26 protein-coding genes are annotated in these 25,336 nt (G+C 39.0%); 16 read left to right on the top strand and 10 right to left on the bottom strand.

Going from position 1 to position 25,336, the window contains the following annotated elements:
• Positions 1-91: 91 nt before the first annotated feature.
• The 4 genes from MPH60_RS17850 to MPH60_RS17835 all read left to right on the top strand — a co-directional run bounded on the left by MPH60_RS17850 (position 92) and on the right by MPH60_RS17835 (position 4,768).
• Positions 92-1,996, top strand: coding sequence for an endonuclease MutS2 (locus tag MPH60_RS17850; RefSeq protein WP_241591425.1), 1,905 nt, complete (start codon positions 92-94; stop codon positions 1,994-1,996).
• Positions 1,997-2,687: 691 nt separating this feature from the next.
• On the top strand, positions 2,688-3,116 hold the full coding sequence (locus MPH60_RS17845; protein ID WP_241591427.1) for an RrF2 family transcriptional regulator: 429 nt from the start codon (positions 2,688-2,690) through the stop codon (positions 3,114-3,116).
• 66 nt (positions 3,117-3,182) lie between these two features.
• Positions 3,183-4,088 carry an NAD(P)/FAD-dependent oxidoreductase gene (locus MPH60_RS17840; protein WP_241591429.1) on the top strand — a complete coding sequence of 302 codons (906 nt, stop codon included), beginning with the start codon at positions 3,183-3,185 and terminating at the stop codon, positions 4,086-4,088.
• A 47-nt stretch (positions 4,089-4,135) separates the two neighbouring features.
• Positions 4,136-4,768 carry a class I SAM-dependent methyltransferase gene (locus tag MPH60_RS17835; protein WP_241591432.1) on the top strand — a complete coding sequence of 211 codons (633 nt, stop codon included), beginning with the start codon at positions 4,136-4,138 and terminating at the stop codon, positions 4,766-4,768.
• Between the two features lie 318 nt (positions 4,769-5,086).
• Here the strand turns inward: MPH60_RS17835 and MPH60_RS17830 are convergent, their stop codons facing one another.
• Positions 5,087-5,230, bottom strand: coding sequence for a hypothetical protein (locus tag MPH60_RS17830; RefSeq protein ID WP_241591434.1), 144 nt, complete (start codon positions 5,228-5,230; stop codon positions 5,087-5,089).
• Between the two features lie 31 nt (positions 5,231-5,261).
• Entirely contained in the window at positions 5,262-6,227 is a 966-nt protein-coding gene (locus MPH60_RS17825) for a DMT family transporter (protein WP_241591436.1), read from the bottom strand.
• A 134-nt stretch (positions 6,228-6,361) separates the two neighbouring features.
• Here MPH60_RS17825 and MPH60_RS17820 point away from each other — a divergent pair, with 134 nt between their 5' ends.
• Together MPH60_RS17820 and MPH60_RS17815 are read left to right on the top strand one after the other, a co-directional pair.
• Positions 6,362-7,228 (top strand): LysR family transcriptional regulator, encoded by an 867-nt coding sequence (locus MPH60_RS17820; RefSeq protein ID WP_241591437.1) that lies wholly within the window; start codon positions 6,362-6,364, stop codon positions 7,226-7,228.
• A 527-nt stretch (positions 7,229-7,755) separates the two neighbouring features.
• Positions 7,756-7,932, top strand: coding sequence for a hypothetical protein (locus tag MPH60_RS17815; protein ID WP_241591439.1), 177 nt, complete (start codon positions 7,756-7,758; stop codon positions 7,930-7,932).
• A 927-nt stretch (positions 7,933-8,859) separates the two neighbouring features.
• Here MPH60_RS17815 and MPH60_RS17810 read toward each other — a convergent pair.
• Positions 8,860-9,957 carry an acyltransferase gene (locus MPH60_RS17810; RefSeq protein ID WP_241591441.1) on the bottom strand — a complete coding sequence of 366 codons (1,098 nt, stop codon included), beginning with the start codon at positions 9,955-9,957 and terminating at the stop codon, positions 8,860-8,862.
• A 437-nt stretch (positions 9,958-10,394) separates the two neighbouring features.
• On the opposite strand from MPH60_RS17810, the gene MPH60_RS17805 reads away from it, so the two are divergent.
• The 3 genes from MPH60_RS17805 (at position 10,395) to MPH60_RS17795 (ending at position 12,719) form a co-directional block, all read left to right on the top strand.
• The gene (locus MPH60_RS17805; RefSeq protein WP_241591443.1) at positions 10,395-11,099 is read left to right on the top strand and encodes a hypothetical protein; all 705 of its coding nucleotides are present in this window, start codon (positions 10,395-10,397) and stop codon (positions 11,097-11,099) included.
• A gap of 182 nt (positions 11,100-11,281) precedes the next feature.
• Positions 11,282-12,148 (top strand): RNA polymerase sigma-70 factor, encoded by an 867-nt coding sequence (locus MPH60_RS17800; RefSeq protein ID WP_241591445.1) that lies wholly within the window; start codon positions 11,282-11,284, stop codon positions 12,146-12,148.
• 109 nt (positions 12,149-12,257) lie between these two features.
• Positions 12,258-12,719, top strand: coding sequence for a carboxymuconolactone decarboxylase family protein (locus tag MPH60_RS17795; RefSeq protein WP_241591447.1), 462 nt, complete (start codon positions 12,258-12,260; stop codon positions 12,717-12,719).
• Between the two features lie 73 nt (positions 12,720-12,792).
• Here MPH60_RS17795 and MPH60_RS17790 read toward each other — a convergent pair whose 3' ends face one another.
• From MPH60_RS17790 to MPH60_RS17780, 3 genes are all read right to left on the bottom strand, one after another.
• A complete protein-coding gene (locus MPH60_RS17790) occupies positions 12,793-13,020 on the bottom strand; it encodes a hypothetical protein (protein ID WP_241591450.1) in 228 nt (75 codons plus the stop codon).
• Complete coding sequence (locus tag MPH60_RS17785) at positions 13,020-13,340, bottom strand: YbjQ family protein (protein ID WP_241591452.1); 321 nt, start codon at positions 13,338-13,340, stop codon at positions 13,020-13,022. Before MPH60_RS17785 ends, MPH60_RS17790 begins: the two co-directional genes overlap by 1 nt.
• 520 nt (positions 13,341-13,860) lie before the next feature.
• A complete protein-coding gene (locus MPH60_RS17780) occupies positions 13,861-14,553 on the bottom strand; it encodes a response regulator transcription factor (protein ID WP_241591454.1) in 693 nt (230 codons plus the stop codon).
• 288 nt (positions 14,554-14,841) lie between these two features.
• Between MPH60_RS17780 and MPH60_RS17775 the strand changes: the two genes are divergently transcribed.
• From MPH60_RS17775 to MPH60_RS17755, 5 genes are all read left to right on the top strand, one after another.
• Positions 14,842-16,590 (top strand): sensor histidine kinase, encoded by a 1,749-nt coding sequence (locus MPH60_RS17775; RefSeq protein WP_241591556.1) that lies wholly within the window; start codon positions 14,842-14,844, stop codon positions 16,588-16,590.
• Between the two features lie 7 nt (positions 16,591-16,597).
• Positions 16,598-17,344, top strand: a complete 747-nt coding sequence (locus MPH60_RS17770) for a LytR/AlgR family response regulator transcription factor (protein WP_241591456.1) — start codon at positions 16,598-16,600, stop codon at positions 17,342-17,344.
• 141 nt (positions 17,345-17,485) lie between these two features.
• The gene (gene cstA, locus MPH60_RS17765; RefSeq protein ID WP_063575196.1) at positions 17,486-19,279 is read left to right on the top strand and encodes a carbon starvation protein CstA; all 1,794 of its coding nucleotides are present in this window, start codon (positions 17,486-17,488) and stop codon (positions 19,277-19,279) included.
• Between the two features lie 143 nt (positions 19,280-19,422).
• Complete coding sequence (locus tag MPH60_RS17760; RefSeq protein WP_065310844.1) at positions 19,423-19,578, top strand: DUF1540 domain-containing protein; 156 nt, start codon at positions 19,423-19,425, stop codon at positions 19,576-19,578.
• 159 nt (positions 19,579-19,737) lie between these two features.
• On the top strand, positions 19,738-20,091 hold the full coding sequence (locus tag MPH60_RS17755; protein ID WP_241591458.1) for a hypothetical protein: 354 nt from the start codon (positions 19,738-19,740) through the stop codon (positions 20,089-20,091).
• Here the strand turns inward: MPH60_RS17755 and MPH60_RS17750 are convergent.
• The 4 genes from MPH60_RS17750 to MPH60_RS17735 form a co-directional block, all read right to left on the bottom strand.
• Complete coding sequence (locus tag MPH60_RS17750) at positions 20,062-20,712, bottom strand: O-methyltransferase (RefSeq protein WP_241591460.1); 651 nt, start codon at positions 20,710-20,712, stop codon at positions 20,062-20,064. The two genes, MPH60_RS17755 and MPH60_RS17750, sit on opposite strands and share 30 nt — an antisense overlap.
• On the bottom strand, positions 20,699-21,034 hold the full coding sequence (locus tag MPH60_RS17745) for a hypothetical protein (RefSeq protein WP_241591462.1): 336 nt from the start codon (positions 21,032-21,034) through the stop codon (positions 20,699-20,701). Before MPH60_RS17745 ends, MPH60_RS17750 begins: the two co-directional genes overlap by 14 nt.
• A gap of 251 nt (positions 21,035-21,285) precedes the next feature.
• On the bottom strand, positions 21,286-21,729 hold the full coding sequence (locus MPH60_RS17740) for a MarR family winged helix-turn-helix transcriptional regulator (RefSeq protein ID WP_241591464.1): 444 nt from the start codon (positions 21,727-21,729) through the stop codon (positions 21,286-21,288).
• 138 nt (positions 21,730-21,867) lie between these two features.
• Positions 21,868-22,959 carry a low temperature requirement protein A gene (locus MPH60_RS17735; protein WP_241591467.1) on the bottom strand — a complete coding sequence of 364 codons (1,092 nt, stop codon included), beginning with the start codon at positions 22,957-22,959 and terminating at the stop codon, positions 21,868-21,870.
• 228 nt (positions 22,960-23,187) lie between these two features.
• On the opposite strand from MPH60_RS17735, the gene MPH60_RS17730 reads away from it, so the two are divergent.
• Positions 23,188-23,748: an NADPH-dependent FMN reductase gene (locus MPH60_RS17730; protein ID WP_241591468.1), complete on the top strand. Its 561-nt coding sequence runs from the start codon at positions 23,188-23,190 to the stop codon at positions 23,746-23,748.
• A 169-nt stretch (positions 23,749-23,917) separates the two neighbouring features.
• Complete coding sequence (gene ycaC, locus MPH60_RS17725; protein WP_241591470.1) at positions 23,918-24,556, top strand: isochorismate family cysteine hydrolase YcaC; 639 nt, start codon at positions 23,918-23,920, stop codon at positions 24,554-24,556.
• The last annotated feature ends 780 nt before the right edge of the window (positions 24,557-25,336 follow it).

Below are 25,336 nucleotides of genomic sequence, written 5' to 3'. Positions count from 1 at the left end.
GCTTGTTCATTTGTAAAGGTAGGGGGACCATTGCGGGCATTTTTTGGATTCAGGAATTTTAATCACTCACTTATTCAAGGAGGATCATAAGATGAATACAATGACTTATGAAAAATTACAATATATCCAACTCAAGGAAATGGTGAAAAACCATTGCGTAAGCGGTTTAGGAAAAGCGTTATTGGATCAGCTTAAGCCGAGCAGCATTTTGAAAGTCGTTAAAAATCGTTTGAACGAGACAACGGAGGCAAGGAACTTACTGAATGCAGAAAGCCATATTCCCTTGAAAGGCATTTCACATATTGGACTCCATATCGACAAACTGGAAAAAGGAATGATCTTGGAGCCGTCAGAGTTAGTGGCGATAGCAGACTTCTTAAGAGGCTGCAGGAATATCAAGAAATTCATGACAGATAAAGAGTTTTTTGCCCCAACATTGCATTCCTATGCCCGCTCCATGACTGAATTCAGGAGCATTGAAGAAGAAATCCAATTTACGATAAAAGGAAATGCAGTTGTTTCCGAGGCAAGCAAGGACCTGAAACGGATCAGGAACCAAATCATCAAGACAGAAAGCAAAATAGAGGAACGGCTGAATAAGTTCTTGAAGAGCGGGACCAATAAAGAGTTCATTCAGGAATTTTTCATCAGTAAAAAGGATGATCGCTACACCATCCCGATCAAAGCCTCCTATAAAAATCAAGTGGCCGGAACGATCGTGGAAGTTTCTGCAAAAGGGGCTACCGTGTTCATCGAACCTGCCTCGGTGACGAAATTGAATGTAGAATTGGCCAGTTTAAAAGCGGAGGAATCGATGGAAGAGTATCAACTTTTGGCCACATTATCCGGAACGGTTTTCGAACAGCTGAAACCGATCAAGATAAACATCGAGTTAATCAGTCAATATGACATGATCTTCGCAAAAGCCAAGTTCAGTAAAAGCATGGATGCCATCGAACCGAAAATCAATGATCACGGTTATATTAAATTAACGGGCTGTAAACATCCACTATTGCCGCAAGACAGCGTACCTTTGGATTTTGAAATCGGTAAGGACTATCGCAGCTTGATTATTACAGGCCCTAATGCAGGGGGGAAAACAGTCGTCCTGAAAACGATCGGCATCCTTACATTGGCTGTCATGTCAGGACTGCATGTTGCCGGGAAAGAGGGGACGGAGCTTGCCGTCTTCGATCAAGTATTCGTCGATATCGGTGATAATCAAAGCATGGAAAATGCACTGAGCACGTTTTCATCGCATATGAAAAACATCTCGGAAATCATGGGGGCAATAACCAATAACTCCTTGCTGCTGTTCGATGAAATCGGGAGCGGAACGGAACCGAATGAAGGAGCCGCACTGGCGATTAGCATCCTTGAGGAATTTTATCAAAGGGGCTGCATAACCGTTGCGACGACCCATTACGGTGAAATCAAGCGCTATTCGGAAATACACAGTGATTTCATGAATGCGGCCATGCAATTCAACAGCGAAACACTTGAGCCAAAATACAAGCTGTTGATCGGTCAATCCGGGGAAAGCAATGCCCTCTGGATAGCCAAAAAAATGAATGTCCGTGACAAGGTTCTGCAAAAGGCAAAGCTCTATATCGAAAATAAAGACTACGACTTGGAGCGTGTCCAGGAAAGTAAAATCAAAAAAGCGAAGCCAGCAGCCGTTCCTAAAGAATCATCTTATGAATATGAAGTCGGTGACAAAGTGAAGGTAAGCGAACTGAATGGATACGCGATCGTTTACAAGAAAAAGGACTCCTTCAATAATGTCGTCGTACTTTTCGAAGATACCTTCAAGGAAGTTCATGCCAATAAGCTTGAGCTTGAAATAAAGGCCATCGATTTATATCCTGAAGGCTATGATCTCAATACCTTATTTGTCAGCTACAAGGAAAGGAAATTGAACCACGACCTTGAACGGGGATCAAAAAAGGCGCTAAAGAACGTAGCGGCGGATATCCGGAAGAAGCTTGGTGAATAACCAGGATAAGAATGGATTTTGTAAAGGGAAGAGCAATGCTTGATTAATGAAACAAAAAAACGTGTGCAACCAAAAAAGTATGAGTTCTGTATGAACAGGGCTCATACTTTTTTGCTTACTTTCTCGTGTGGAGAATAAGGATTAGGCTTTAGACGCAGAAATGAAAGGTTGTTAGTATCACCTAAATATTTAGCTTCTTAAACCTTTTGAATGATTAAACCTCTTAAAATAAAAATAGCACTTAGAAAAAGGACTGGAATTCCTACAATAAAATAATAAATACCTTTGGGCATATACTTATCAAAGAAATATAAAAATAATACTACCCAGATAAATAAGACAATATATTTTTTTGATTTTATCATTATTAATCAAACATCCTTTGAATTTAATAAAAATCTATCCAACCATTATAAGGCCTTTTATCTAAATCACTTGTTTATTAATCCTTGTTTCCAAAATAAACGATTATTTTAGTCGGTGGGTTCCATAAATGACCAGTACAATTTCAGAGGTGATACAGCCCTCCTTGTTTAGAGTGAGCGATGTCGACATTACTTTCTCGTGTGGATCGTAACCTGTTGATCAATCATTAGGTGAGGGGAAAAAGTTTGCGATTTTTTTTTAGCTTGAGTTACAATCAATTACGGATATTAAAAGTCTGTAATAGTTTTAATTATGAGGTGCATCAATGAAGTATTCAAAGGCAACCACTTATGCACTACATACAATGGTGCATTTAACGATGGAACCAAAAGGTCAGACGGTAAGCGTGGATCAGCTGGCGTACATGCAGGATTTGTCCCCGACGTACTTGTCGAAGATTTTGACGAAGCTTGTGAAGGCAGGATTAGTTGAATCAGTGCCAGGAGCAAAAGGCGGCTACAGTATTTCACGACGCGCGCAGGACATTTCGTTTCTGGATGTTATTGAAGCGGTGGAGGGTCAGTCGGTTCTGTTCAACTGTGCATTTGACCATGCCGAAAGCGAGTGTTTAATTGAACGTGTGATGATCGAGGCGGAAGGCAACATGAAGAAAGAATTGGCTGGACGAACGATTCAAAGCATTGCGGAGCAAATCGAAAAAAGACAGGGTCAGGTGACAAAAAAAGAAAAATAAATTTTTTTGCAGTAATTAAGGATATTAAGGGTCTTTAATAGGTTTTATAAAGAGGGAGTGTTTCATGTGTTGGATTGTGTAATCATTGGCGGAGGACCTGCAGGACTGAATGCCGCATTGGTCATGGGGCGTGCTGGACGGAAAACAATTTTGTTTGATGAGGATAAACCGCGTAATCGGGTGACGCAGGAGTCGCACGGCTTTATCACGCAGGATGGGGTAAAACCGTCAGAGTTCAAGAAACGGGCAAGAATGGATGTCCAGAAATATCCGTCCGTCTCCATTAAGGAGGAGCAGGTGGAGATTATTGAAAAAGCCAGTGATGTGTTCCGAATTCAAACGAAAGGCGGAACGGAATACATGGCGAAAAAAGTGCTTCTCGCAACAGGGCTTCGGGATGTTTTGCCGGAGATTCCAGGCTTACAGAATGTATATGGAACGAGTGTTTTCAGCTGTCCGTTTTGTGACGGCTGGGAAATGCGGGGCCAAGCATTGGCGGTGATTGCAGAAAATGAACGGGCTTTTCATATGGGAAAACTGCTGTCAAACTGGAGCGGGGATGTAATCGTGTTTACAAATGGCTATCAGGGGCTTGATGAGGAGAAGGATATCTTGGCTAGGCAGCACGTGATAGTCGTGGAAGAAAAGATTGAAAGTCTTAAATCGAAAGGAGGGCAGCTGACATCAATCCTTCTGCAAAATGGACGGGAAATTAAAAGGGAGGCAGGTATTGTGGTGGCAGACTTGGTGCAGTCCGCTTCTTTTGCGGAACAGCTCGGCTGCGAGATCGCTCCGAACCGCGGGATTAAAGTGGATTCATTTGGACGAACAACGGTTGAAGGGGTATATGCATGCGGAGATACCTCACTCAGCACGCCCTCTCAGCTGGTGATTGCGGCGGCGGAGGGTAATAAAGCGGCGGCTGGAGTCATTATGGATTTAGTTGAAGCTGCATTTCTTTTGGAGGCATAAAATCCATTTTTTTTAGAAAGAAAGCCATTTGTAAAGGAGATTGAAGCATGACGGAAATCTGGGAATCAAGTTTTATAGAAAATCAAATGATGTGGGGATTGGAACCTTCGGACTCGGCAATCTTGACAAAGGATTTTTTCCTTGAAAAGAAAGTTAAGGATATATTGATTCCTGGTATTGGATATGGCAGAAATGCAAAGGTTTTTACTGACAACGGAATACATGTAACAGGTATTGAGATTTCAAAAACAGCGATTGAATTGGCTAGGCAAAATGGACTTAATCTTAATATTTTTCATGGTTCAGTAACCGATATGCCTTTTGAAAACAAACTTTATGATGGTATATTTTGTTATGCCCTTATTCACTTATTGAATAATCGTGAGCGAGAAAAGTTTATTAAAGCTTGCTATAATCAGTTAAAGCCAAACGGATATATGATCTTTACTACTATTTCAAAGGAAGCCCCAATGTTTGGAAAGGGAAAACAACTGGGGAAAGACTATTTCGAGATAATGGAAGGGATAAAAATGTTTTTTTATGATTCTGACTCAATAAAACAGGAATTTGGAAATTATGGACTGATAGAGTTTTCGGAAATTGTTGAGCCGCATAAGAATATGGAAAATAAACCTCCATTTAAATTTATAATGTTGAAATGTCAAAAGGGACTATCATAAAAAAAAATAGCGAATGGTTAATGGACAAGGCGGTGAATTGCTTACGCCTTATCCATAAAAAGGGCATGTTTATTTTTCAACGCATGCTCTTTTCTATTTGCTCTAAATACCTTATTTGTCAGCTATAAAGAGAGGAGATTGAACCATGACCTAGAGCGGGGATCAAAAAAGGCGCTAAAGAATGCAGCAGCGGATATCCCGGAAGAAGCTTGGTGAATAGTACGATCATCCCTAATGCAAAAAAAACTCTCTAAATGAAGGGCTTTTTTGCATTAGGATTACTTTTTCATAAATATGCAGTTTTACTAAAAGGCAATTTTATTGAATTCTTTTACTTCTTTCATGATACAGATTAATCAATTCTGCATTTTGCTCATTCATCTTTTTCACATTCTTATTAATCGTGGCCAATTCCCACAGTCCAGCCAATCCAAAGATCAGCATAAGCGTTAATAAATCCATCGTTGCCCTCCTAGATGTTGTGTACCTTTTATTAAATGATATTTTTCAATTTCCTTGGATTCAATTTCTCAACTTGGGAAGGCAAGTTTTTTCTTTGATAATAATTGTTTTGAAACAATGCATATATCACTAAGAAGGTTCCCAGTAATTCGAATGATGATAGTGATTTTCCTTGGATAAAAACGATGATCAACGTGGTTATTGGAACTAGATTGATAAATAGGATCCCATTGATTGGCGTTAAAAGTTTAATGCCTAAATTCCAGCTTAAAAGGGCAATGGCTCCGGGGAAAATAATCATGAAAATCATTTCGCCATAAATGGATTGCATAACCTCTGCTGTAGGGACAGACAGGCCCATTGCAGTTGCGAGGAATGTTATGATGGCTGATACTGCAGTTCCTAAGATGCACGTTAAAGTCGAATAGCGAAGTGTTGACCATCCATTGAATTGGTTGCCGCCCATCGTATATATAACCCATCCTATAACCCCGATGAGAATGAAAAGGATAGGGATGAGGCTATCTTTCAATAAAAATACGAATGATATATTGCCATTGGTAATGACAAGAATGGCCCCTATCAAGGCAATGAACATGCTGGCAATGGTATATTTCATGGGCCTGGCATTTTTGAAAACCCACAGAATTAAAATGGAAATCATGGGCATTAATGATTCCATGATGGAAGCAACAATTACCCCGTTATGTCCCAGTAAGTCTTGACCTGCGAAAATGAGAAAGTTGTATACAGTGAACGCCATCGTTCCAAAAAACAATAATTTCTTTCCTTTTCCTTCCAGTCTAAAAGAAGTCTTACCCTCTTTAATTAAAAGCAATATCCCTAAAATTACGCTAACAGCTAAATATCGCAAAAAAGAGAAATAAAAAGGATCAATATACAATAGTGCCCTTTCTGCAACTGGAAACATCGCTCCCCAAGAAACGCTGGCTGTCAAACATAAAAGTGCACCGATTAAAACTTGATTTTTTTTCATAAAAGCTTCCCCTCAAAAATAATGATTGATTTAATTCCTATACACACCTTATGATAAAGTCATTATCATGTAAAATGACTTAAAATGAATATAATCATCATTATTAATGATAGTTGAGAAAGGGGGTCACTTTTATGGAAATGCGGGATTTGCAAATATTCCAGTGCGTCGCTAAATATGGCAGCGTAAGTAAGGCGGCTGTTGAGTTGAATTACGTCCAATCCAATGTAACGGCGAGGATTAAGCATTTAGAGCAGGAGTTACGGACGCCTTTATTCAATAGGCATAAGCGCGGCATGTCCCTAACTGCAGAGGCTAGAAAAATGCTTGAGTATGTAAACAAAATTTTGCTTGATGTGGAAGAACTCAAGCAAGTATTCCTGGATAGTGAAACACCTACAGGGATATTGAACATCGGTACAGTTGAAACGGTCAGCGACCTTCCCAAGATTCTAGCCTCTTATCATAAACAGTATCCAAATGTCGATTTATCCATAAAGGCGGGGTTAACAGAAGACCTGATTAAAGATGTCATTGAACACAGGCTGGATGGCGCTTTTGTTACAGGACCGATTAAACATCCGCTCATTCAGCCATACGATGTATGTACAGAAAAACTTGTATTAGTTACAAGAAATGAAACATTCAACCTTGAAGAAATCTTAACAGAACCATTTTTAGTATTCAGTCAGGGCTGTGGCTATCGCTCTAAACTGGAACAATGGCTGAGGGAAGAAGAAGTGATGCCCAAAAGGATCATGGAGTTCAATGTATTGGAAACGATCTTAACAAGCGTAACTCTCGGCCTTGGCATTACCCTCGTACCACAATCGGCGGTAAATCACTTAACAGTCAATGAAAAAGTCCACGTGCATGCAATTCCGGAAGAATACCGCAATATCTCGACAGTCTTCATTCACCGTAAAGATGCTTATATGACAAACTCGATGCAAAGCTTCTTGCACACGATTGAAGCCCATCATGAAAACCTATTTAAGTAAAATCCAGAAACAACTCCTGAGAAGATATAAAGGAAGTGGAGCAGAAAATCGCTTTACATAGAATGATAGAGGATCGTTGAAACCGTTGATTAGCAGGCTGCGAAACTATTAGGGGCTTAAAGGTGTTTATTTTTTGTGTCGTTGATTTGTATGAATTTTTTACATCTTTGAGTTACTAAAATTTTTTAAATAAAGAGCGCACTAAAGAAAATAACCGGTATTCCTATAATAAATAAAAAACATGGGAATATTGGGCCAGTGATATTTTTCGTTTATTAATCTGGTTACCTCTAGAAAGCATTTAACATTAACCATAGGTGAATCTAACGGTAACTTGATAAAGCATTTGTGAAAAAGCCAACGATTTCGTTGGCTTTTTGTCTGTACGATCATTTCCATTATCATACATTCAAATTAGATAAAAAATACCCTTAGTAAACTAAACTGGTAGTTCAGCTAAGAAAAATTGTATTATTTTCCACCAAATAGGAAAATATATAAATAATAGAAAGAAGGAGGGAACAGAGATGGAAGTGAATATGAGTGTTGAAGAAGTCGTGAATCAAATTTCTCAATTAGTAGAAAAGGAAGGGAAGCCACCTCGAAAGAAAGAGGTAAAGAAGTCAGATCCGGAGTTAATGAAAAATGCATTGTATTATTTTCCTAGTTGGGATACTGCAGTAGAACATAGCACTGGATCTTAATCAAAACATTTATTTTTCAATTAGTATATATAAGGCAAGGGAAGTTATGAAGGCCGCCAATTGGCGGCCTTTTGAACGTGCGATTCTTTACATTATCATACATTCAAATTATAGGGAAAAGCCCCTTCTTCAACTATCGGGGCAGGATAGTTGAAGAAAATAACAAAAGGAAAGAGAAAGAAAATGTCATCGAATAAAAGAAAATGGTGGATAAGACACGCAGGTGACACACCCTTGACACGTTTTTCGGAAAAGAAGTGAAAGCTCTTCGTGAACTATTACAAGAATGGCCGCATCTAAAAAGCCGGTTGAATCACCCAGAGGTCGCTACGAATCCGTCACCTTGCAGAAAGAGGGATAGAATTGAATCCAAAAGCTACACGGATCCGTCGGGCTTATAAAGTGAGTGATCAAATCTGGCAACAGTTTGATGAAATCGTGTAACTAGCTCGAATGGATAAGGGAAATGCTTTGGAGGTTGTTTTAGTAGACTTTATTGAGCGTTAAAAATAATGAATAAAGGAAAAATTAAAATAAAACCACAAAAGCTACCCTTTCCTGTCAGACAGCTTCTGTGGTTAGATCTAACATATTTTTATTTTTACAAAGTGGAAAAGATTATAACTATAACACCAATTTGGAGAATAAATGTTTTATATATCGGTTAATGGTTTAGATTCAACGCTATGCTTTACTGCATTCTCCCAACTTAAAGCGTGAAGGCACTTTGCGAACGAACGAAATGCCTATAGATTGTGACAACAGAGCTGAATAATTCCGTGACATATATACATCGTTTATATGAACTAATGATATATATATCCAATTATTAAGATGGTAAGTCTTATACTATAAGAAATTGGAACAACATGCTAAAATACAAGGGGAAATGCTCAAATGAAATTTCCCCTTGTATTTATATTTTAGTTAACTAGCTTTCCACCTTTGCACCTCTTGATATTTTACTTTTTTTGGAGATGCAACTGTAACAACAAATTGACCAAACGGAATTTTATTAATAAGTTTAACTAAAAGAATCGAAGAAAGTACAGTAATAAGAAAAGCTAAAGGAATCCATCTTGTTTGAGTTAATAGTTCAGGTATGTGATTTTGTATTATATATAATACCATTGGATGAACTAAATAAACTCCCATCGATAAATTACCAAGTTCCATTATATAGTTTCTTACTTTCTTCCAACGCTCCATAACATAATAAACACCAATTAGTACAACGAGAAATAATGGCATGTGAAACAAATTAGCGATGCGCGTAGATGAAAAAAAACCGAATGTATTGTACTCATATATAACGAAACAGATACTAATAGCACCGAGTAAAATACTGAAATTCACATTTTTTTCAACCCATTTTACAAGAGGTTCCCAAAAGTATACTAAAAGTCCTCCGAAGAGAAAATAAAAAATCCACTTAAATATTGATGATCTATCCTGTATAAGTAGATTAAAAGTTTCATTTCCTGTATCAAATGGTTGCCGCATAAAATAATAATTTATAAAAAGAGCTATGATTGTTAAAGCTAACATACTATTTTTCGTTTTAGCCAATTGTAAAATAGGGAATAGTAAATAAAATTGAATCACCACAACAATAAAATAAAGATGATAATAACTATCACCAAGTGAGAAAAGTAATAAAAAATCTTTTGTACTGACTCCTCCCTCAGACCAAGGGAACTTATACTGTCTAACAAGTAAATAAAGAAAACTCCATAAAAGAAACGGTATTACAATTTTGGTAAATCTAGATATAACAAACTTTTTAAAATTAAATCCCTTTTTAATTGCTTGATTGTATAACAGAAAACCACTCAAGATTGCAAAGAATGGTGTACCATATCTTGCAACTTGATTTAAAAATAGTGTCAGCCAATTGAAGTTCTGATCATTTAAGTGATAATTCTTTGCTGTGACATGAACCATCACAACACATAAACAAGCAATAGCACGTATAAAATTCAACTCGTAAAAATATCGAGTTTTTTTATTTAATTCTGCCCCCATAAACTACTTCTCCTTATGACTTTATCTCTATATAACTGTTATAGTATACTATTCCAATTAAGAAAAAGGAACTAGAAAAAATATAATCCCATAGTGGAGAGTGACCTCCCTAGTAGGGGGAGCGTTAGGAAAATGCGAATTTATAACACTAAGCATTTTGATACAAGCTCTAAGAGACATTGAATCCATTTAAAAGGATTATTTCATTATGCATCAATAGGGTTTACTCTAATGATAAGGTTAACATTTCTGGGGGCCTTCTTAATGTACGATTATTAGGGAAAGATTATTTCCGGCAAGCACGTATTAATGTCGATGGAGTGGAGTATCGATCTTTTTTAAGTCGATAAAGCCTGATACTCAATGAAGCACAGTGTAACTTTTTTCCATATGGGACCGTATAATAATTTGTTAAAACATAGGAAAAGAGGGTTCCGATGAAAAAGATATTGTTGATTTTGGCAGCTGTTTTTTTGGTAACAGGACTTAGTGCTTGTATAGGGGTCCAGGAGGGAAATGAGGAATCTCCGCCAATTTCAGAAAAGCCAAATGATAATCCTAAGCAAACCGACGGGCAAGATGAAGATCCTCGAGGTGAATCGGTCGATGATCCGACAAAAGATCTGCCAAATACGAAAACGGATATGATCATATTAGAAGGTATGGAAGAATCATTCCCATTCACGCTTCATCATAGTCAGGCATTGGGATTCTCAACCTACATCGTGGATGACATGGTAGTTGAAGAGGCTAGTTCTGGTGAAGGAGATGCCATGATTGTTTTTGCGTATTTTGCAGGCAAGAGAAATGAGGATGCCAAAGTTCAGATATTTTCCAAAAGTGAGGGTACGAATTCAAACATAGAAGAACAGGCAGAGTTTGCGAGGGAAGTTGTGATAAGCAACGACTTTGAGATTAAACAGCGATCTGATAATACGCCTAACCGATTTGATTGGTCTGAGGTGGAATTTGACATTAGTAAGAAGGGCAGTAATTATTCAATATTAGGTACAGTGTCGGTTTTTCAACATGGCGACCGCGTTTACCATGCGATCGTTCAATACCCGGAAGAATATGAAGAAGGCTTCATACCGCGGGTTGTAAAAATGTTTGATGATATCGTATGGTATGAAGCACCTTGATAAATGAGTATCCGAAATTGGAATAATGATCGATTTCGTCTACAGTCTGGGAGCAGCCTCTTTTGCTGCTCTTTTTAAGTTGTGGATGGTGAAGAAGGATATATGATTGGTGTAGAGAATAGTTATGGAAAGGGTCATACGTTCTCAAAAAAAATGAATTTGAAAGAAATTAGGTGAAGCAAGTGGAGCTGGATACATTATATAAGACATATCAACCTTTTCTTTTTTCCATCGCATACCGGATGCTCGGATCGGTTACCGATGCAGAAGATATCGTTCATGATTTATTCCTGCAGCTTAAGCTTGATACCGACGAAATTAAGGACATGAAAGCATATCTTGCGAAAATGACGACAAATCGCTGTCTGAATTTTTTAAAATCAGCCCATAAGAGAAGAGAGGTTTACACAGGTCCTTGGCTGCCTGAACCTCGGGTAAGCGAAACAGGCCTGCCTTTAGATAAGGTCGTAACGGATGAAACGGTTGCATATGCCTTCCTCGTTTTGCTGGAACAGCTTTCACCTGTTGAAAGAGCGGTATTCGTGCTTAGAGAGGCATTCGCTTACAGCTATGAAGATATTGCCGAAATGCTGGAAAAGAATGAAGTGAACTGCAGAAAGATCTACAGCCGGGCAAAGCGGAAATTACAGAATGATCTGCCAGTCCATCCGGTGGATACGAAACATGTCGATCTATTGGCAAAAAAATTCATAAAAGCATCTGCGACAGGAAACTTTGAGGAGTTTTTGGATCTCCTTACAGAAGATGTCGTGCTTGTTACTGACGGAGGAGGAAAAGTGCTTTCTGCATTAAATCCGATTGTAAACAAACAGCGCGTATCCTCCTTTCTTAAAGGAGTTGCTGCTAAAGGAAGTTTCGTAGGAGAACTTCTTCCGGTGATGGTCAATGGTCAGGAAGGAATTTTGCAAATGAAAGAAGGAAAGCCTGTCAAAGTCATCTGCTTTGAATGGGATTCAAAACAAAAAAATATCCGGAAAATCTTTATGGTCACCAATCCCGATAAATTACATCATATTCCTATTCCTTAATAGGTCAGACGGAGGGCTCATAACGGGCTCTCTTTTTTGAATGTCACAAATCAAACCTCTATATTGTCTTATAAGTGGAACCTAAAAAGACTTAATGGAGGAGATAGACATGGAACAACGGATTAACTACATGAAGACAAATCGTGAAGTGGTCAAATTAATGATGGGTTTGGAGGAGTACAAGAAAACAACGGAAATCGATAGCACATTAATCGAATTGATTAAAATTCGCGCGTCTCAAATCAATGGCTGTGCGTACTGCTTGGATATGCATACAAAGGATGCCCGGGCAATGGGTGAAACGGAACAAAGAATTTACTGTTTGAGTGCTTGGCGTGAAACACCATTCTATTCTGATTCGGAAAGGGCAGCGCTGGAATTGACGGAAGCGGTCACGGCCATTTCTGCCAACGGTGTACCTGATGATCTATATGAGAAGGTCCGCCTTCATTTTGATGAAAAACAATATATCGATCTCGTTACCATCATCATCACGATCAACGGCTGGAACCGATTGGCCATTTCAGCCCAAAACATACCAGGGCACTATAAGCCTGTCATGCAAAAATGATTAACTCCTGCGAAACCATAAGTATGTAAACGATAAAAAGCCACGCTTTTGTATAAGGCGTGGCTTTTTATAATTATTTTTCTTTTTTATAAAAGCGTTCACCCGTATCAGGATTATAATACACCCTTGTTTTTTCTCCTGTCACGGGGTCTATATTTATTTCATCTGTCGATTGAAATCCATCAGGAACTTTTACTCCGTGATTGCGTTTAAACCGTTTATCATAGATAAAGTATCCAAGTAAAATGCATAAGATAACTATAATAATTTGTAATATATAGTACCCTATGATGAGTTTCATTATATTTTCTCCACAATAACGGCGGTTCCATATGCAACAATTTCGCTCATGTTTTTACCGATTTCCCCAGAATCATATCTCATCATGATAATTGCGTTTGCACCCATTTGATTGGCATTCTTTATCATACGGTCCATAGCTTCTTTTCTTGAATCTTCAAGCATTGCTGTATATTGCTTGATTTCTCCGCCTACTAGGGATTTTAACCCTGCCATGATATCGCCGCCAATCCCTCTGCTTCTTACAATTAGACCAAAGGCAGGTCCTTTTACTTCTACAATTTTGTATCCTTCAATTTTTTCTGTGGTAACAACCAACACATTAATCGCCTCCGACTTATTTACTTTAGTATTTTAAAACTTCTCTTGAAATTTCCTAGACTGAAGGTATAAACAAATGATTCTAGTTCAAAGAAAGTTTAAATATTATATTTAGTTTATCAACCAATAATTACGAGCAATAATTCCATTCCTTTAAATTTTAACATAATAAAGCTTTATTCTTCTTATACAATAGGAAGTTCACTTTTTTAGCACATAACATATTTTGAGTAAGCATAAAAAATCCCATTTCGCAGAAAAGAAATGGGATTAAATTTATTAGTGTTAATTACTGCTGTTTTGATTGTTATATGTGTGTAGATTTTTGTTGCTAATTGAGCACATTTTCCTTCTGCAATATAAATTTTTCTCACTCATAAAGGAGCTCGATAGTATGGTTACGAAGGGTTTTTTTAAGATATGCTGAAAGATTTTATAAATCTTATTGGGAACAACACACCATACTCATAATATATCTCCTAGGGGATAAACAAATCTGAATCACTAATCCTAATTCCTCCTAAAGGTAAAAGCGGTTTTCAATCTTTATTTCATTAAGAATTTCATATAATTTATTTTCATAGTGCATGCTGATTAATTGTGATCTGGAGGTAACATCTAGTTCTTCAAACATTTTATTTACATAGTTACGAACTGTAGAAACACTTATATTCAGACTATCAGCTATTTCTTTATCTTTGAGACCTTGAGTTATATTTTTTATTATTCGCAATTCAACTTCATGTTGTTGTTCCCTGGTGATTATAGATGATGTATCTGTTTTTATTATCTCTTCTATTAATAATTTCTCACGATACACATGTAGCTCGTAGGAGATTTGATTAGCGAGCATTTCAGAAATCATTTCGAAATTTCCATTATCATCCTTTGTGATTATACCTACATACCCTTGCAATTCCTTATTTCTAATTTCATGAATCGGGGAAGATATAACACTGAAATTTTCCCCGGAGATTTTGTTTTTGGTTTTAACGGTAGTATTTTGCAATGAACTTAAAACAAATGCATTATTTTCAACAGATTCTTTTATAACTAAATTACATATATCTTTATGTTCAAAATTACACTTAGAGTATAAAACATTAAGCTCTTTATCAAAGATAAATATAGTAGTTTCAAAATTAAACTTGAAATTCTTAATACTATTCAATACTTTTTTACTGATATAAATGATTTGATTTTTCAATTCCATATTCATACCTCATACTTGTTCCTAAAATGAAATACCCTTTTTACTCTCCTCGTTTCACAATAAACTATTTTACCTTGTGATGGGTTCCAAATATGACGATTGCTATTTCAGAAATGATACGGTACGTCTGGTTGGGATTTTATTCAATTGCTAACTTATTTAGAAGAGTATGGATGAAATTCTAAAAATAATGCTTATACACCCATCTCCTAAACCTAAAACAAAATTCGACAAGGATTTCATGGCTGGTGTAAGATGAATGAAAAAGCCAGAAATGGGGTGAATGCTTTGGTTGATTTATTACCGTCGCTGTTTGAAAAAGTGGGGATCATCGTAATTGCTGCGTTCCTGCTTTCTTATATGAAACCCTTTCGGCAAATGATAGGCCATGAACATGAAATGTCGAAGAAAATCATGTTTATCGCACTTTTTGGAGCATTCGGCATCATAAGTAACTATACGGGAATTGAAATCGGGAACCATGCCATGCCGGAGGGCGATTGGCATGCTGAGATTGCTCCCGATAACGCGATTGCCAATACAAGGATCATGGGCGTGGCTATCGGCGGACTGCTGGGAGGACCATTTGTTGGGTTGGGAGTAGGTTTGATTGCTGGGCTTCACCGTTATTTTCTCGGAGGCTTTACAGCGGGGGCCTGTGCTGTCGCTGCGATTTTGGCTGGGGTTTTATCAGGTCTTTTGGGGACAAGGCGCCGAAAACATGGGACGATCACCCCTTGGTTTGCCCTGCCCATTTGCATGGCATTGGAAGCGATCCAAATGGGCATCATCTTGGTGACGGCCAAACCATTTGAAAGGGCGTGGGAGCTCGTACAAGTAATCGGACTTCCGATGATCATCATCAACGGGTTCGGGACCTTACTATTCATGCTCATCATTCAGTCTATCACAAGGGACGAAGCACGGACGCGGGCTGTACAAACCAATCTTGCGTTCCTGATTGCAGATCAAACATTGCCCTTTTTCAGGCAAGGTCTTAATCAAACTTCTTGCAAGAGAATAGCCGAAATCATCTTGGGGCTGACTGAAGCCGATGCCGTGGCCATTACCAATGAACATAACGTGCTTGCCCATGTTGGTGCTGCGTCAGATCACCATGTCCCTAAGGTGGGGATAGCGACAGGCTTAACGAAAAAAGCCCTTGAACAAGGGAAAATCATCGTGGCCAAAACAAAAAAGGACATTTATTGTTTTCATGATCAATGTCCATTGCAAGCGGCCGTAGTCCTCCCGTTGCAGGTCCAACAGAAAACGGTCGGGACTTTGAAGATGTATTTCAAGCATCCAGATAAATTAAGCCAAGTGGAACAAGAGTTAGCTGAAGGATTGGCCAAACTATTTTCCACTCAATTGGAACTCGCTAAAGCGGAAATGCAAACGAAATTATTAAAAGATGCTGAAATTAAAGCCTTGCAGGCACAGGTCCATCCGCATTTTTTATTCAATGCAATCAATACGATATCCGTTTTATGCCGGACGGATGTCGAGAAGGCAAGAAATTTATTGCAGGAGCTCAGTGCTTTCTTTCGCTCTAATTTACAAGGAGCCCGACAAATACTGGTGCCGCTAGAAAAGGAATTAGAGCATGTTAACGCTTATTTATCACTGGAGCAGGCGCGTTTTCCAAATAAATATCATATCGACTATCGCATTGAGCCAAGGCTGAATGAAGTTCTCATCCCACCATTCACATTGCAGCCACTTGTTGAAAATGCGGTACACCATGCATTTCCACCTGTAAAAAACATAGGTCAAATCATCATTCACGCATACATTAAAGACGATTCGATATACATTGTTGTGGAAGATAACGGAAAAGGGATTTCAAGCGGGAGAATAGATGAATTGGGTAAGCATGCTGTAGAATCGACTAAGGGTACAGGAACGGCCCTTCATAATATCAGTGAACGGCTGGAAGGAATCTATAAAGGACAGGCCAGCCTCTTGATAGAAAGTGATATGGGACACGGAACAAAAGTGAAAATATCAATACCACTCAACGAAAAAGGAGCATAAGGCAACGATGATGAAAGCATTTATCGTAGAGGATGAACCACTGGCAAGAGATGAATTGAAATATCTATTGAAGCGAAGCAGGCAAGTTGAAGTCGTCGGTGAGGCTGAGGGGATAGAAGATGCCATGAGGGATATCTCCCGACTTAAACCTGAACTTGTTTTTTTGGACATTGAGCTTGCAGATGGCAATGGTTTGCATTTGGCTAAGCAATTGTCGGAACTTGACCCCGCACCTTCGCTCATTTTTGCGACCGCTTATGATGAGTTTGCCCTCCAAGCCTTCGAGTTATATGCATTTGATTATCTATTAAAGCCATTTAATGAAAAAAGGATTCGTCAAACACTGGATAAGCTCATGAAGCAGCGTCAAATCGGGAAAGACGAAACCAGGACAGCAGCTCCCGCCAGCCGAACCGCGGTGGAACAGACTGGTAAATTGGCTGTAGTGATAGATGATCGGATCGTTTTGATAGACCGGGATCATATTTTGTTCATAGGACTCATGGAAGGAAAGACGATCATAAAAACCGAGGAAAATGAATATAAAATCGGTGACCCTCTCATCGTGCTTGAAAGGAAGCTTGATAAGCACTCATTTTTACGGGTGCATCGCGGTTTTATCGTTAATGTCACCCATATATCTGAAATACAGCCTTGGTTTAACTCGACTTATAATCTCATTATGAGTGACGGATCAAACATTCCGGTAAGCAGGACGTATGTGAAGGAGCTAAAGCAGCTTATCGGTTTTTAAAAATTTTCATAATTCTGCATTTTACCTCCTTCATGATGCAGTCCATCCCTCGATATCTGCATTATAACTTGAAAACCCATTGAATTCGCTTTCATTGTGATATCATTTTTTTACGATGTAAGTAATAGAGGGGGTTCAAATATGAATGCGGTTACAATTGTCATAGGCTCCATTTGTATATTAATGATTGCCTACCGTTTATACGGGACATTCATAGCACTAAAAGTATTAAAACTCGATGATTCCAAGCCGACCCCGGCCCATAAATTAGAAGATGGAAAAGATTATGTTCCAACAAATAAATGGGTGGCATTCGGCCACCATTTTGCAGCCATTGCAGCGGCTGGTCCTTTGGTGGGTCCGATCCTTGCTGCACAATTCGGGTATTTACCAAGTTTATTATGGCTGCTAATCGGAGCTGTAATCGGGGGAGCCGTCCATGATGCCGTCGTGCTTTTCGCGTCGATGCGTAAAGACGGTAAATCCCTTTCGGAAGTTGCGAAAGAAGAACTTGGACCTGTAGCAGGCTTCTGTACAGGACTCGCGATGCTTTTTATCATCACGATCACAATGGCAGGACTTTCAATGGTCGTTCTGCATGCTCTGGAAAATAATCCATGGGGGACGTTCGCTGTCGGGATCACCATTCCGATCGCCATGGGTGTAGGGCTTTACCATAAAAAAACCGGCAACCTGAAAGGGGCGACAATCGTCGGGTTCGGGCTCATCATGGCCGCAATTTTACTAGGGCCGAACATTCAAGGAACGGCACTTGGCGACTTATTGACACTTGAGGCGAGCACACTTGCCATCATTTTGCCGATCTATGCTTTCTTCGCTGCCGCATTGCCTGTTTGGCTGCTGCTGGCACCTCGTGATTACTTGAGTACATTCATGAAAATCGGTGTATTTGCCGCATTGATTATCGGCGTTTTCGTAGTGAATCCAGAAATCCAGTTTCCTGCGTTTACCGAATTCATTAATGGCGGGGGCCCGATTGTAGCTGGTCCAGTTTGGCCATTCATTTCAATCACCATCGCCTGTGGGGCGATTTCAGGATTCCATGCATTTGTCGGATCTGGCACAACTCCAAAAATGTTAAACCGTTGGAGTGATATCAAATCCGTTGGTTTCGGAGCGATGCTTGTGGAATGTGTCGTTGCCATCATGGCTTTGATTGCCGCAGTTTCGCTGCAGCCAGGAGATTATTTTGCGATTAACTCCACACCTGAAGTATTTCAAACATTAGGGATGGAAACCGTACACCTTGACGAACTCAGTGAAGAAATCGGCATTAATCTGGAAGGTAGGACAGGCGGGGCCGTTACACTTGCTGTCGGCATGACCTATATTTTTACCGAAATACCCTTCTTTGACAAACTGGCTTCATTTTTCTTCCAATTCGTGATCATGTTCGAGGCGGTGTTCATATTAACCGCAATCGATTCAGGGACACGTGTTGCCCGTTACTTAATCCAGGACTTCTTCGGGGAGTTCTATAAGCCATTAAAACGAGTCGATTGGCTGCCGGGGAACATATTCGCCAGCGCGTTAGCCTGCTTTATCTGGGGATACCTGCTTTACTCTGGGGACATCGGTTCGATCTGGGCACTCTTTGGCGTTTCCAACCAGCTCATGGCTTCGATTGGACTCATCATCGGTGCGACCGTCGTCTTGAAAATCGCAGACAAACGCTGGTATATCTGGACATGCCTAGTACCCCTTGCCTACTTATATGTAACAGTCAATGTAGCAGGGTACTGGATGGTGAAAAACGTATACCTGAACCCGGACTCTGCAGGATTCAGCATCTTGAACGGAATATTATCGATCACCATGTTAATCCTGGGCTTGATCATTCTGGTTGCCGCCTTGAAAAAATGGCGGGAGCTCTGGAAAATCCCTCAAGCAGAACTATTGAAAAGATCAGCATAAGCATATAAAAAATCCGGGCGGAAACAGCCCGGATTTTTGTTCGTTATGATGCCCGCAATTAAATTTAGACACCAAAACCTGAAAAAGGAAAGTATCAATAACCCCAACTTTGTTAATGATAGCAAATGAGGAGGTGTGATAAGATGGCAAAAGATGTTCTATGTGAAGTGAATAATTGCAAATATTGGGATTCTGGAAACAAATGCAGTGCAGATGCTATTTATGTTGTCAGCCATAAAGGGAACCAAGCATCAAATAGTAAAGAAACGGATTGCAAAACATTTGATCCAGAAATTTAAACCATCGGGGGTAACCATCAACTGGTTACCCTTCTTTCATATTTATTATTGATAATAAAAATCATTTTCATTCAAGATTATAGAAATTCATATTATTTTTTCTTCATGGAAAGGATATTTAGGCGATAAATAGGTGAGTCTGAGCATAAAATCGCGAGTTTGATCGATATAATTAAGAATTTGATTGATATATTCGTGAATTTGAACAGTTTACTCGTGAGTTTGGGCAGTTTACTCGTGAGTTTGGGCGGTTTACTCGTGAGTTTGGCCAGTTTACTCGTGAATTTGAGCAGTTTACTCGTGAATTTGAGCAGTTTACTCGTGAGTTTGGGCAGTTTACTCGTGAGTTTGGGCGGTTTACTCGTGAGTTCGGCCAGTTTACTCGTGAGTTTGGCTGTTTTACTCGTGAGTTTGAACAGTTTACTCGTGAATTTAGGCAGTTTACTCGTGAGTTTGGCTGTTTTACTCGTGAATTTGAACAGTTTACTCGTGAGTTTTCGCGATTACTTTTGAAATGGTCAGCCCATCACCGATTGGAATTAGCATGGATTCCAATTGAGGGTGATTGGCCACCTTTTCATTGAATGCCTTCATAAATGCAGTGTAACGTTTAGGTTCAGCATCCGGATCTGCGACACTGCCCCTCGCAAGTACGTTATCCATGACGATTAGAGCACCCGGTTCTGCCAGTTTAATGCAATATTGCAGGTAATTTTCATAATTTTCCTTGTCAGCATCGATAAAGAAAAAATCAAATTTCTTGTTATCACAAGCGAGTTTTTCTAGGCTTTGCAGAGCTGCTCCGGTCATATATGATACTTGATCGCCAAAGCCAGCTTTGGATAGATTGCGATAAGCAAATTTTGCATACTCCTCCTTTAATTCAAGGGAGGTTAACTTTCCTTCGCTGCCGAATCCCCTGGCAAGGCAGATTCCGCTATAGCCCCCAAGAGCGCCTATTTCCAAAACCTTTTTAGCACCTGAAATGGATATCAGCATGGTAAGAAGTTTTCCGGAGGAGGGGGATACCGATATGGACGGCATTCCGTTTTCTTGTATGGACGAAATGACTTCTTCCAAAAGGGCATCTCCGGTATAAAACACTGAGTCGATATAGCTGTTAATTTGTTTCATTCGTTTCCATTCCTTTCTCTTTGGAAGTTTCCAATTCTTCACTTTTCTTATCGGCTGCTTCATTTTCTTGTATTTCAAATAATTGAATGAACTCGTTGATTAACATATCAATTGCTTTCAATTCACCGACTAGAATTTGATTGATGGATTGAAACTCTGGTTTATTTAACTGTTCCATAATGGTTGAACGTTTAAGATTCATCATTTCTAAAAAAGCAATGGCCCTTCCGCGGCGAAACGTTTTGGGGCCACGATGGTGTGAACCATGGTCTTTATGCCTACCACCGTGATGTCTATCTTTTTTGAATTTTTCATCCCTCATGTTATAACCTCTTTCTGTGTATACGTTTGTATACACTTTTTCTTGTATTAAATGTATACATATGTATACAAAATGTCAACTGATAATCCAATAGAATAATCAAAATGCAGTTTATAAAAAGTGTGTCTAATAAAAGAGTACTTACTTCAAAAAAACTTTTCGCCATCGTGAATGTGGTGCTTTCATTGTTCATGAACAAACTGAAGTAACTAAGATATAAAAAAAAGATCCCCATTCAAATGGGGATCTTTTTATGTTTGAACTTTCCTAAGTAAATCTAAAAGCTGCTGTTTTTCCGTCTCATTCAGGTTGGCAAACTGTGATGCCTGAAAATGTTCTTGTTTAGGAACAACTTCATGAAAAAACTCTTTTCCTTCATTAGTTAATGAAAGGTATTTTGTTTTCCATTCCTGCTCCCGTTTAATCAATCCCATTTCTTCCATTTTCCTTAATAGTTGAGTGATATTGCCTTTCGTCACAAAAAGCTTGTTTGCCAGTTCTTGTTGAGACAATCGTTCATGGGAACCCACTTGAACCAAGATATCGAATTGGGCTGCCGATAGATTCCATTTCTTTAAATGTTGATTGGATTCCCGGATACTCTGGTTATATATTCGTGTTATTCGGAACCATAACATTAAACCTAGTCGTTCCTCATTATTAGATGTGGAGGGATTCGTTGTGTTTTCTTTCATGAATGTCATGTCACCTCATACTTTCTTTGTAACAATCAGTTTATGAATAAACTAATTTGGTGTCAAATGAAAAAAAATCCAACTTCTATATAAAGAAACCAGTATAAGCGTTTAATACTGGTTTCTTTAATACCTTTATTATGTAGTCGTTAGTTTAGCATAGATGATAAAGAACAATGTTAATTCGGCTATTATCACTATATTCGGAACCCCGACAAACAAATTAAAAATAAAAAAGACGGCTAAAACCCCTAAAAATAACCCTAAATGATATATTTGCAACCGCATGTGCTTATGTCTATATTGGTGGAAAACAAAAGTGGTTGACATGAAATAGAGCAATACGGAACCGAAAACAAAATAGAGGATAAATGAATAATGGACTTCATGTAAAAACAATAATCTGATGGCTGCTGCAATCATGCTTATAGACATTAAAATAAACAGATGACCGTAAATGATGATTTGGCCGGAAGATTGTACAGATTTGTCGACTTTCTTCTCCATGTTATCGAAATATTGCCACCACATGGCTATTATCAGGGCAAATGAAATGATGGAAAAGGCTATCGAATCCCAATTTCCTTGTTTAGGCTGAATGACCGCAAGCGTGCTGACAAGAGCTTCCCCAAAGAGAATGATGGTAAATAGACCAAAGCGTTCCAACAAATGGGCCGTATTTGTAGGAACCTTTTCCAAGCACTTTCTTCCAAGGATCGGAACAATGATATCGACCAATATGCCCAAATACAACACAGCATACCGAAGCCAAGAATCAAAAAGGACGGAGAATAATGAAATGACGATTCCAATCCAAAAATACCTTCCCAAAAAGAGTGCTGCCTTTTTTCGAAATCCCTCTTCTATCCGCTGTACAACAAGATATTGGATAGCAGTCACGGCTCTCAATCCAATATAACCAACTAAAAAAGAAAGATAATAAGGATCAAAATCAGCAGATAAGCTTGATGTCATAATGAGGGCAAAAAACATTTGCAATATCAAAAATAGCCGTTGATGAAATACATCCTTTCCAAACCGGTTAATAAATATGGTTTGCCCAACCCATGCCCACCAGATAGGAATAAAAATCAGCACGAACTTTAATAAATATTCTGGATGGATATATCCATCTTCAACATGCAGTAAAACATGAGTTGCGCCCGCAACGGCCGCGACAAATAACAAATCATAAAAGAGCTCTAACCATGTAACTTTCTTTTCCTCCATTTCCGCACTCCTCCCAATCGCCTTATAGTTAATAGTATGTTTGAAATATTCGGAAAATGGAAGAGGGACTTTTGTGCATGCAATTTAGAATTCTTGATCATTTTTAGGAAGTTCTTTTTACCCAGCTATTATGTTTTTCTATATTTAGTGATTAGGAATAACGTCACTTTTTTATTATTGGTATATTATGGTACTATAGGAGATGATTTCAAACAGGGAGGGAAGTAGATGACCAGAACCATAGGCCTTATTTGCGGCAGTTTACGGGAAAATTCTTATAATCGAATCATTGCTCAATCATTGACAGATATGGTTGATTCGTATCAATTTCGCTGGATCGAAATTAATGATCTTCCGTTGTTTAACGAAGACTTAGAAATAAGTGGGGTTCCAGAAACAGTGGCATCCTTTAAATCCGCCATACAGGACGTTGACGGTATCATTATCGTAAGTCCAGAGTACAATTCTGGAATACCGGGCGTATTAAAAAATGCATTGGACTGGGCATCAAGACCTCGGGAGTCTGCCGTTCTTACCAAAAAACCAGTTGGCCTGATTGGAGCTACTCCTGGTGGAATGGGTACTGCATTTGCTCAAATGCAAATCAGGCAAGTATTAGAAGCCATGCAAGTACATGTTCTTCCATTTCAAAAAATGCTGATTTCGCAAGTACATAAAAAGATTGATTCTGATCGGAAAGTGCTTACTGACGATCAAACAAAACGTTATCTTGAGCGTTATTTACAACAATTCATTCATTGGATCGATCACACTCCAATTCTAGATTAATAATCAATGATTCTTAATCTATATATGATTGACAGGCTAAGAGTTTATAGATAAACTCATAGCAACAGTCAGTTAAGTTATAAACTGATTGGAACCAACGAAGGGGTTGGGGGATTTCCCTACATATGAACTTTCTTCGATAGCTTTTAATAAAAGGAGGACTTTAAAAATGTCTGATCTCTATTCCCGTCTTTCCAAAGATGATGCTGCCGTTCTACTGGTGGATCATCAAACCGGCCTTATTTCCGGGCTAGTGCGTGATTATGGTGTTGATGAATTCAAGAACAATGTTATGGCTCTGGCCAACACCGCTAAGTTTTTTGATTTACCAGTCATTTTAACGACAAGCTTTGAAAACGGACCAAACGGACCGCTCATGCAAGAATTGGAAGAACTCTTTCCTCACGCACCAAAAATAGCTCGGCCTGGACAAATTAACGCATGGGATAATGAAGATTTTGTTAAAGCAATCGAAGAAACTGGAAAAAAACAACTCATCATCGCGGGCGTGGTTACAGATGTCTGTGTTGCTTTCCCGGCACTTTCCGCTTTGAAAGCTGGTTATGAAGTATTCGCTGTCACTGATGCATCTGGAACAGTCAGCAAACAGGTAGCTGATGCGGCTTTAGCGCGTATGGCGCATGGCGGTGTGCAGCTTATGAACTGGTTTAGCGTAGCATGCGAATTACAACGTGATTGGCGCAACGATGTCGAAGGTTTTGGTGCTTTACTTTCCAGCCAGCTTCCTGGTTATCAAAATATCATCGGAAGCTATAGGGGAGCTCAGCGCGATTTCAGCAAGATATAAAGATAACGCACTGATTGAATGAAGAAGGGGACATTTGTCCCCATTCGGACTGTAGGCAAACTTGATGAAAATCGAGTTTGCCTACAGTTTTATTATGATTAGTATTTGTCCTCTCCAGGCACTCGCTTTCCGCGGGCTGTCCGGGAGCCTTTTCGGCGTTCTATGCGTCTGCGGTGTCTCCCCAGGCGCGCTTTTATTCTTTGAGTTTGTCGAACTAATGGGAATAGTCATCCCGAATCCATTTACTGAGGTGATTTTTACCAAATTATTCAAAATGAAACTTTGTTATAATCCATGATTTTTTTATTGTTTTATATAGTATGAAACCTTATTGGATTGAAGAAATTTGCGACACTCCTGCCGAAAAACTGGCTAGCCGAGACCCCAAAGGCGCTTGCGTCGAGGAGGCTTGGCAGACAGTCGGCGGAAAGGGAGCGAATTTCTGAAATCAAGCTAGAACTTTTTTAGAGGTTTTACGTTGTTTTCCCTTTCATTTGATTTGGTGAAGAATGCGTATTCTAATCTCAATCGCCAAAGTTTAGCCCTTTTCAAACGGCACATCATTCCAAACTCTCAGCTTCACCCCGCCCCCAGTCTTCTATATCATGCATTCCAATATGCCTCAAATTGTACATAATAGCCTCTTCTAAATATTTTCCTTATTGTAAATCGCTTACGAAGCAATTAATGTCTTAAGAAAAGATGCGGTATTCTGCACAAATGTTTAAAGAGTATATTATTGTGCAGTACCTATGACAACATTCGGACTGAGAAACGCTA

This window comes from Peribacillus sp. Aquil_B1, assembly GCF_022603275.1.
Classification (GTDB): Bacteria; Bacillota; Bacilli; order Bacillales; family DSM-1321; genus Peribacillus.
The sequence above is the reverse complement of the archived record's forward strand: the minus strand, read 5'-3'. Positions and strand labels throughout refer to the sequence as shown.

Coding starts and splice junctions, on each gene's coding strand:
- MPH60_RS17850 (WP_241591425.1), top strand. CDS start 92: ATGAATACAATGACTTATGAAAAATTACAATATATCCAACTCAAGGAA.
- MPH60_RS17845 (WP_241591427.1), top strand. CDS start 2,688: ATGAAGTATTCAAAGGCAACCACTTATGCACTACATACAATGGTGCAT.
- MPH60_RS17835 (WP_241591432.1), top strand. CDS start 4,136: ATGACGGAAATCTGGGAATCAAGTTTTATAGAAAATCAAATGATGTGG.
- MPH60_RS17830 (WP_241591434.1), bottom strand. CDS start 5,230: ATGGATTTATTAACGCTTATGCTGATCTTTGGATTGGCTGGACTGTGG.
- MPH60_RS17825 (WP_241591436.1), bottom strand. CDS start 6,227: ATGAAAAAAAATCAAGTTTTAATCGGTGCACTTTTATGTTTGACAGCC.
- MPH60_RS17820 (WP_241591437.1), top strand. CDS start 6,362: ATGGAAATGCGGGATTTGCAAATATTCCAGTGCGTCGCTAAATATGGC.
- MPH60_RS17815 (WP_241591439.1), top strand. CDS start 7,756: ATGGAAGTGAATATGAGTGTTGAAGAAGTCGTGAATCAAATTTCTCAA.
- MPH60_RS17810 (WP_241591441.1), bottom strand. CDS start 9,957: ATGGGGGCAGAATTAAATAAAAAAACTCGATATTTTTACGAGTTGAAT.
- MPH60_RS17805 (WP_241591443.1), top strand. CDS start 10,395: ATGAAAAAGATATTGTTGATTTTGGCAGCTGTTTTTTTGGTAACAGGA.
- MPH60_RS17795 (WP_241591447.1), top strand. CDS start 12,258: ATGGAACAACGGATTAACTACATGAAGACAAATCGTGAAGTGGTCAAA.
- MPH60_RS17790 (WP_241591450.1), bottom strand. CDS start 13,020: ATGAAACTCATCATAGGGTACTATATATTACAAATTATTATAGTTATC.
- MPH60_RS17780 (WP_241591454.1), bottom strand. CDS start 14,553: ATGGAATTGAAAAATCAAATCATTTATATCAGTAAAAAAGTATTGAAT.
- MPH60_RS17770 (WP_241591456.1), top strand. CDS start 16,598: ATGATGAAAGCATTTATCGTAGAGGATGAACCACTGGCAAGAGATGAA.
- cstA (WP_063575196.1), top strand. CDS start 17,486: ATGAATGCGGTTACAATTGTCATAGGCTCCATTTGTATATTAATGATT.
- MPH60_RS17760 (WP_065310844.1), top strand. CDS start 19,423: ATGGCAAAAGATGTTCTATGTGAAGTGAATAATTGCAAATATTGGGAT.
- MPH60_RS17750 (WP_241591460.1), bottom strand. CDS start 20,712: ATGAAACAAATTAACAGCTATATCGACTCAGTGTTTTATACCGGAGAT.
- MPH60_RS17745 (WP_241591462.1), bottom strand. CDS start 21,034: ATGAGGGATGAAAAATTCAAAAAAGATAGACATCACGGTGGTAGGCAT.
- MPH60_RS17740 (WP_241591464.1), bottom strand. CDS start 21,729: ATGAAAGAAAACACAACGAATCCCTCCACATCTAATAATGAGGAACGA.
- MPH60_RS17735 (WP_241591467.1), bottom strand. CDS start 22,959: ATGGAGGAAAAGAAAGTTACATGGTTAGAGCTCTTTTATGATTTGTTA.
- MPH60_RS17730 (WP_241591468.1), top strand. CDS start 23,188: ATGACCAGAACCATAGGCCTTATTTGCGGCAGTTTACGGGAAAATTCT.
- ycaC (WP_241591470.1), top strand. CDS start 23,918: ATGTCTGATCTCTATTCCCGTCTTTCCAAAGATGATGCTGCCGTTCTA.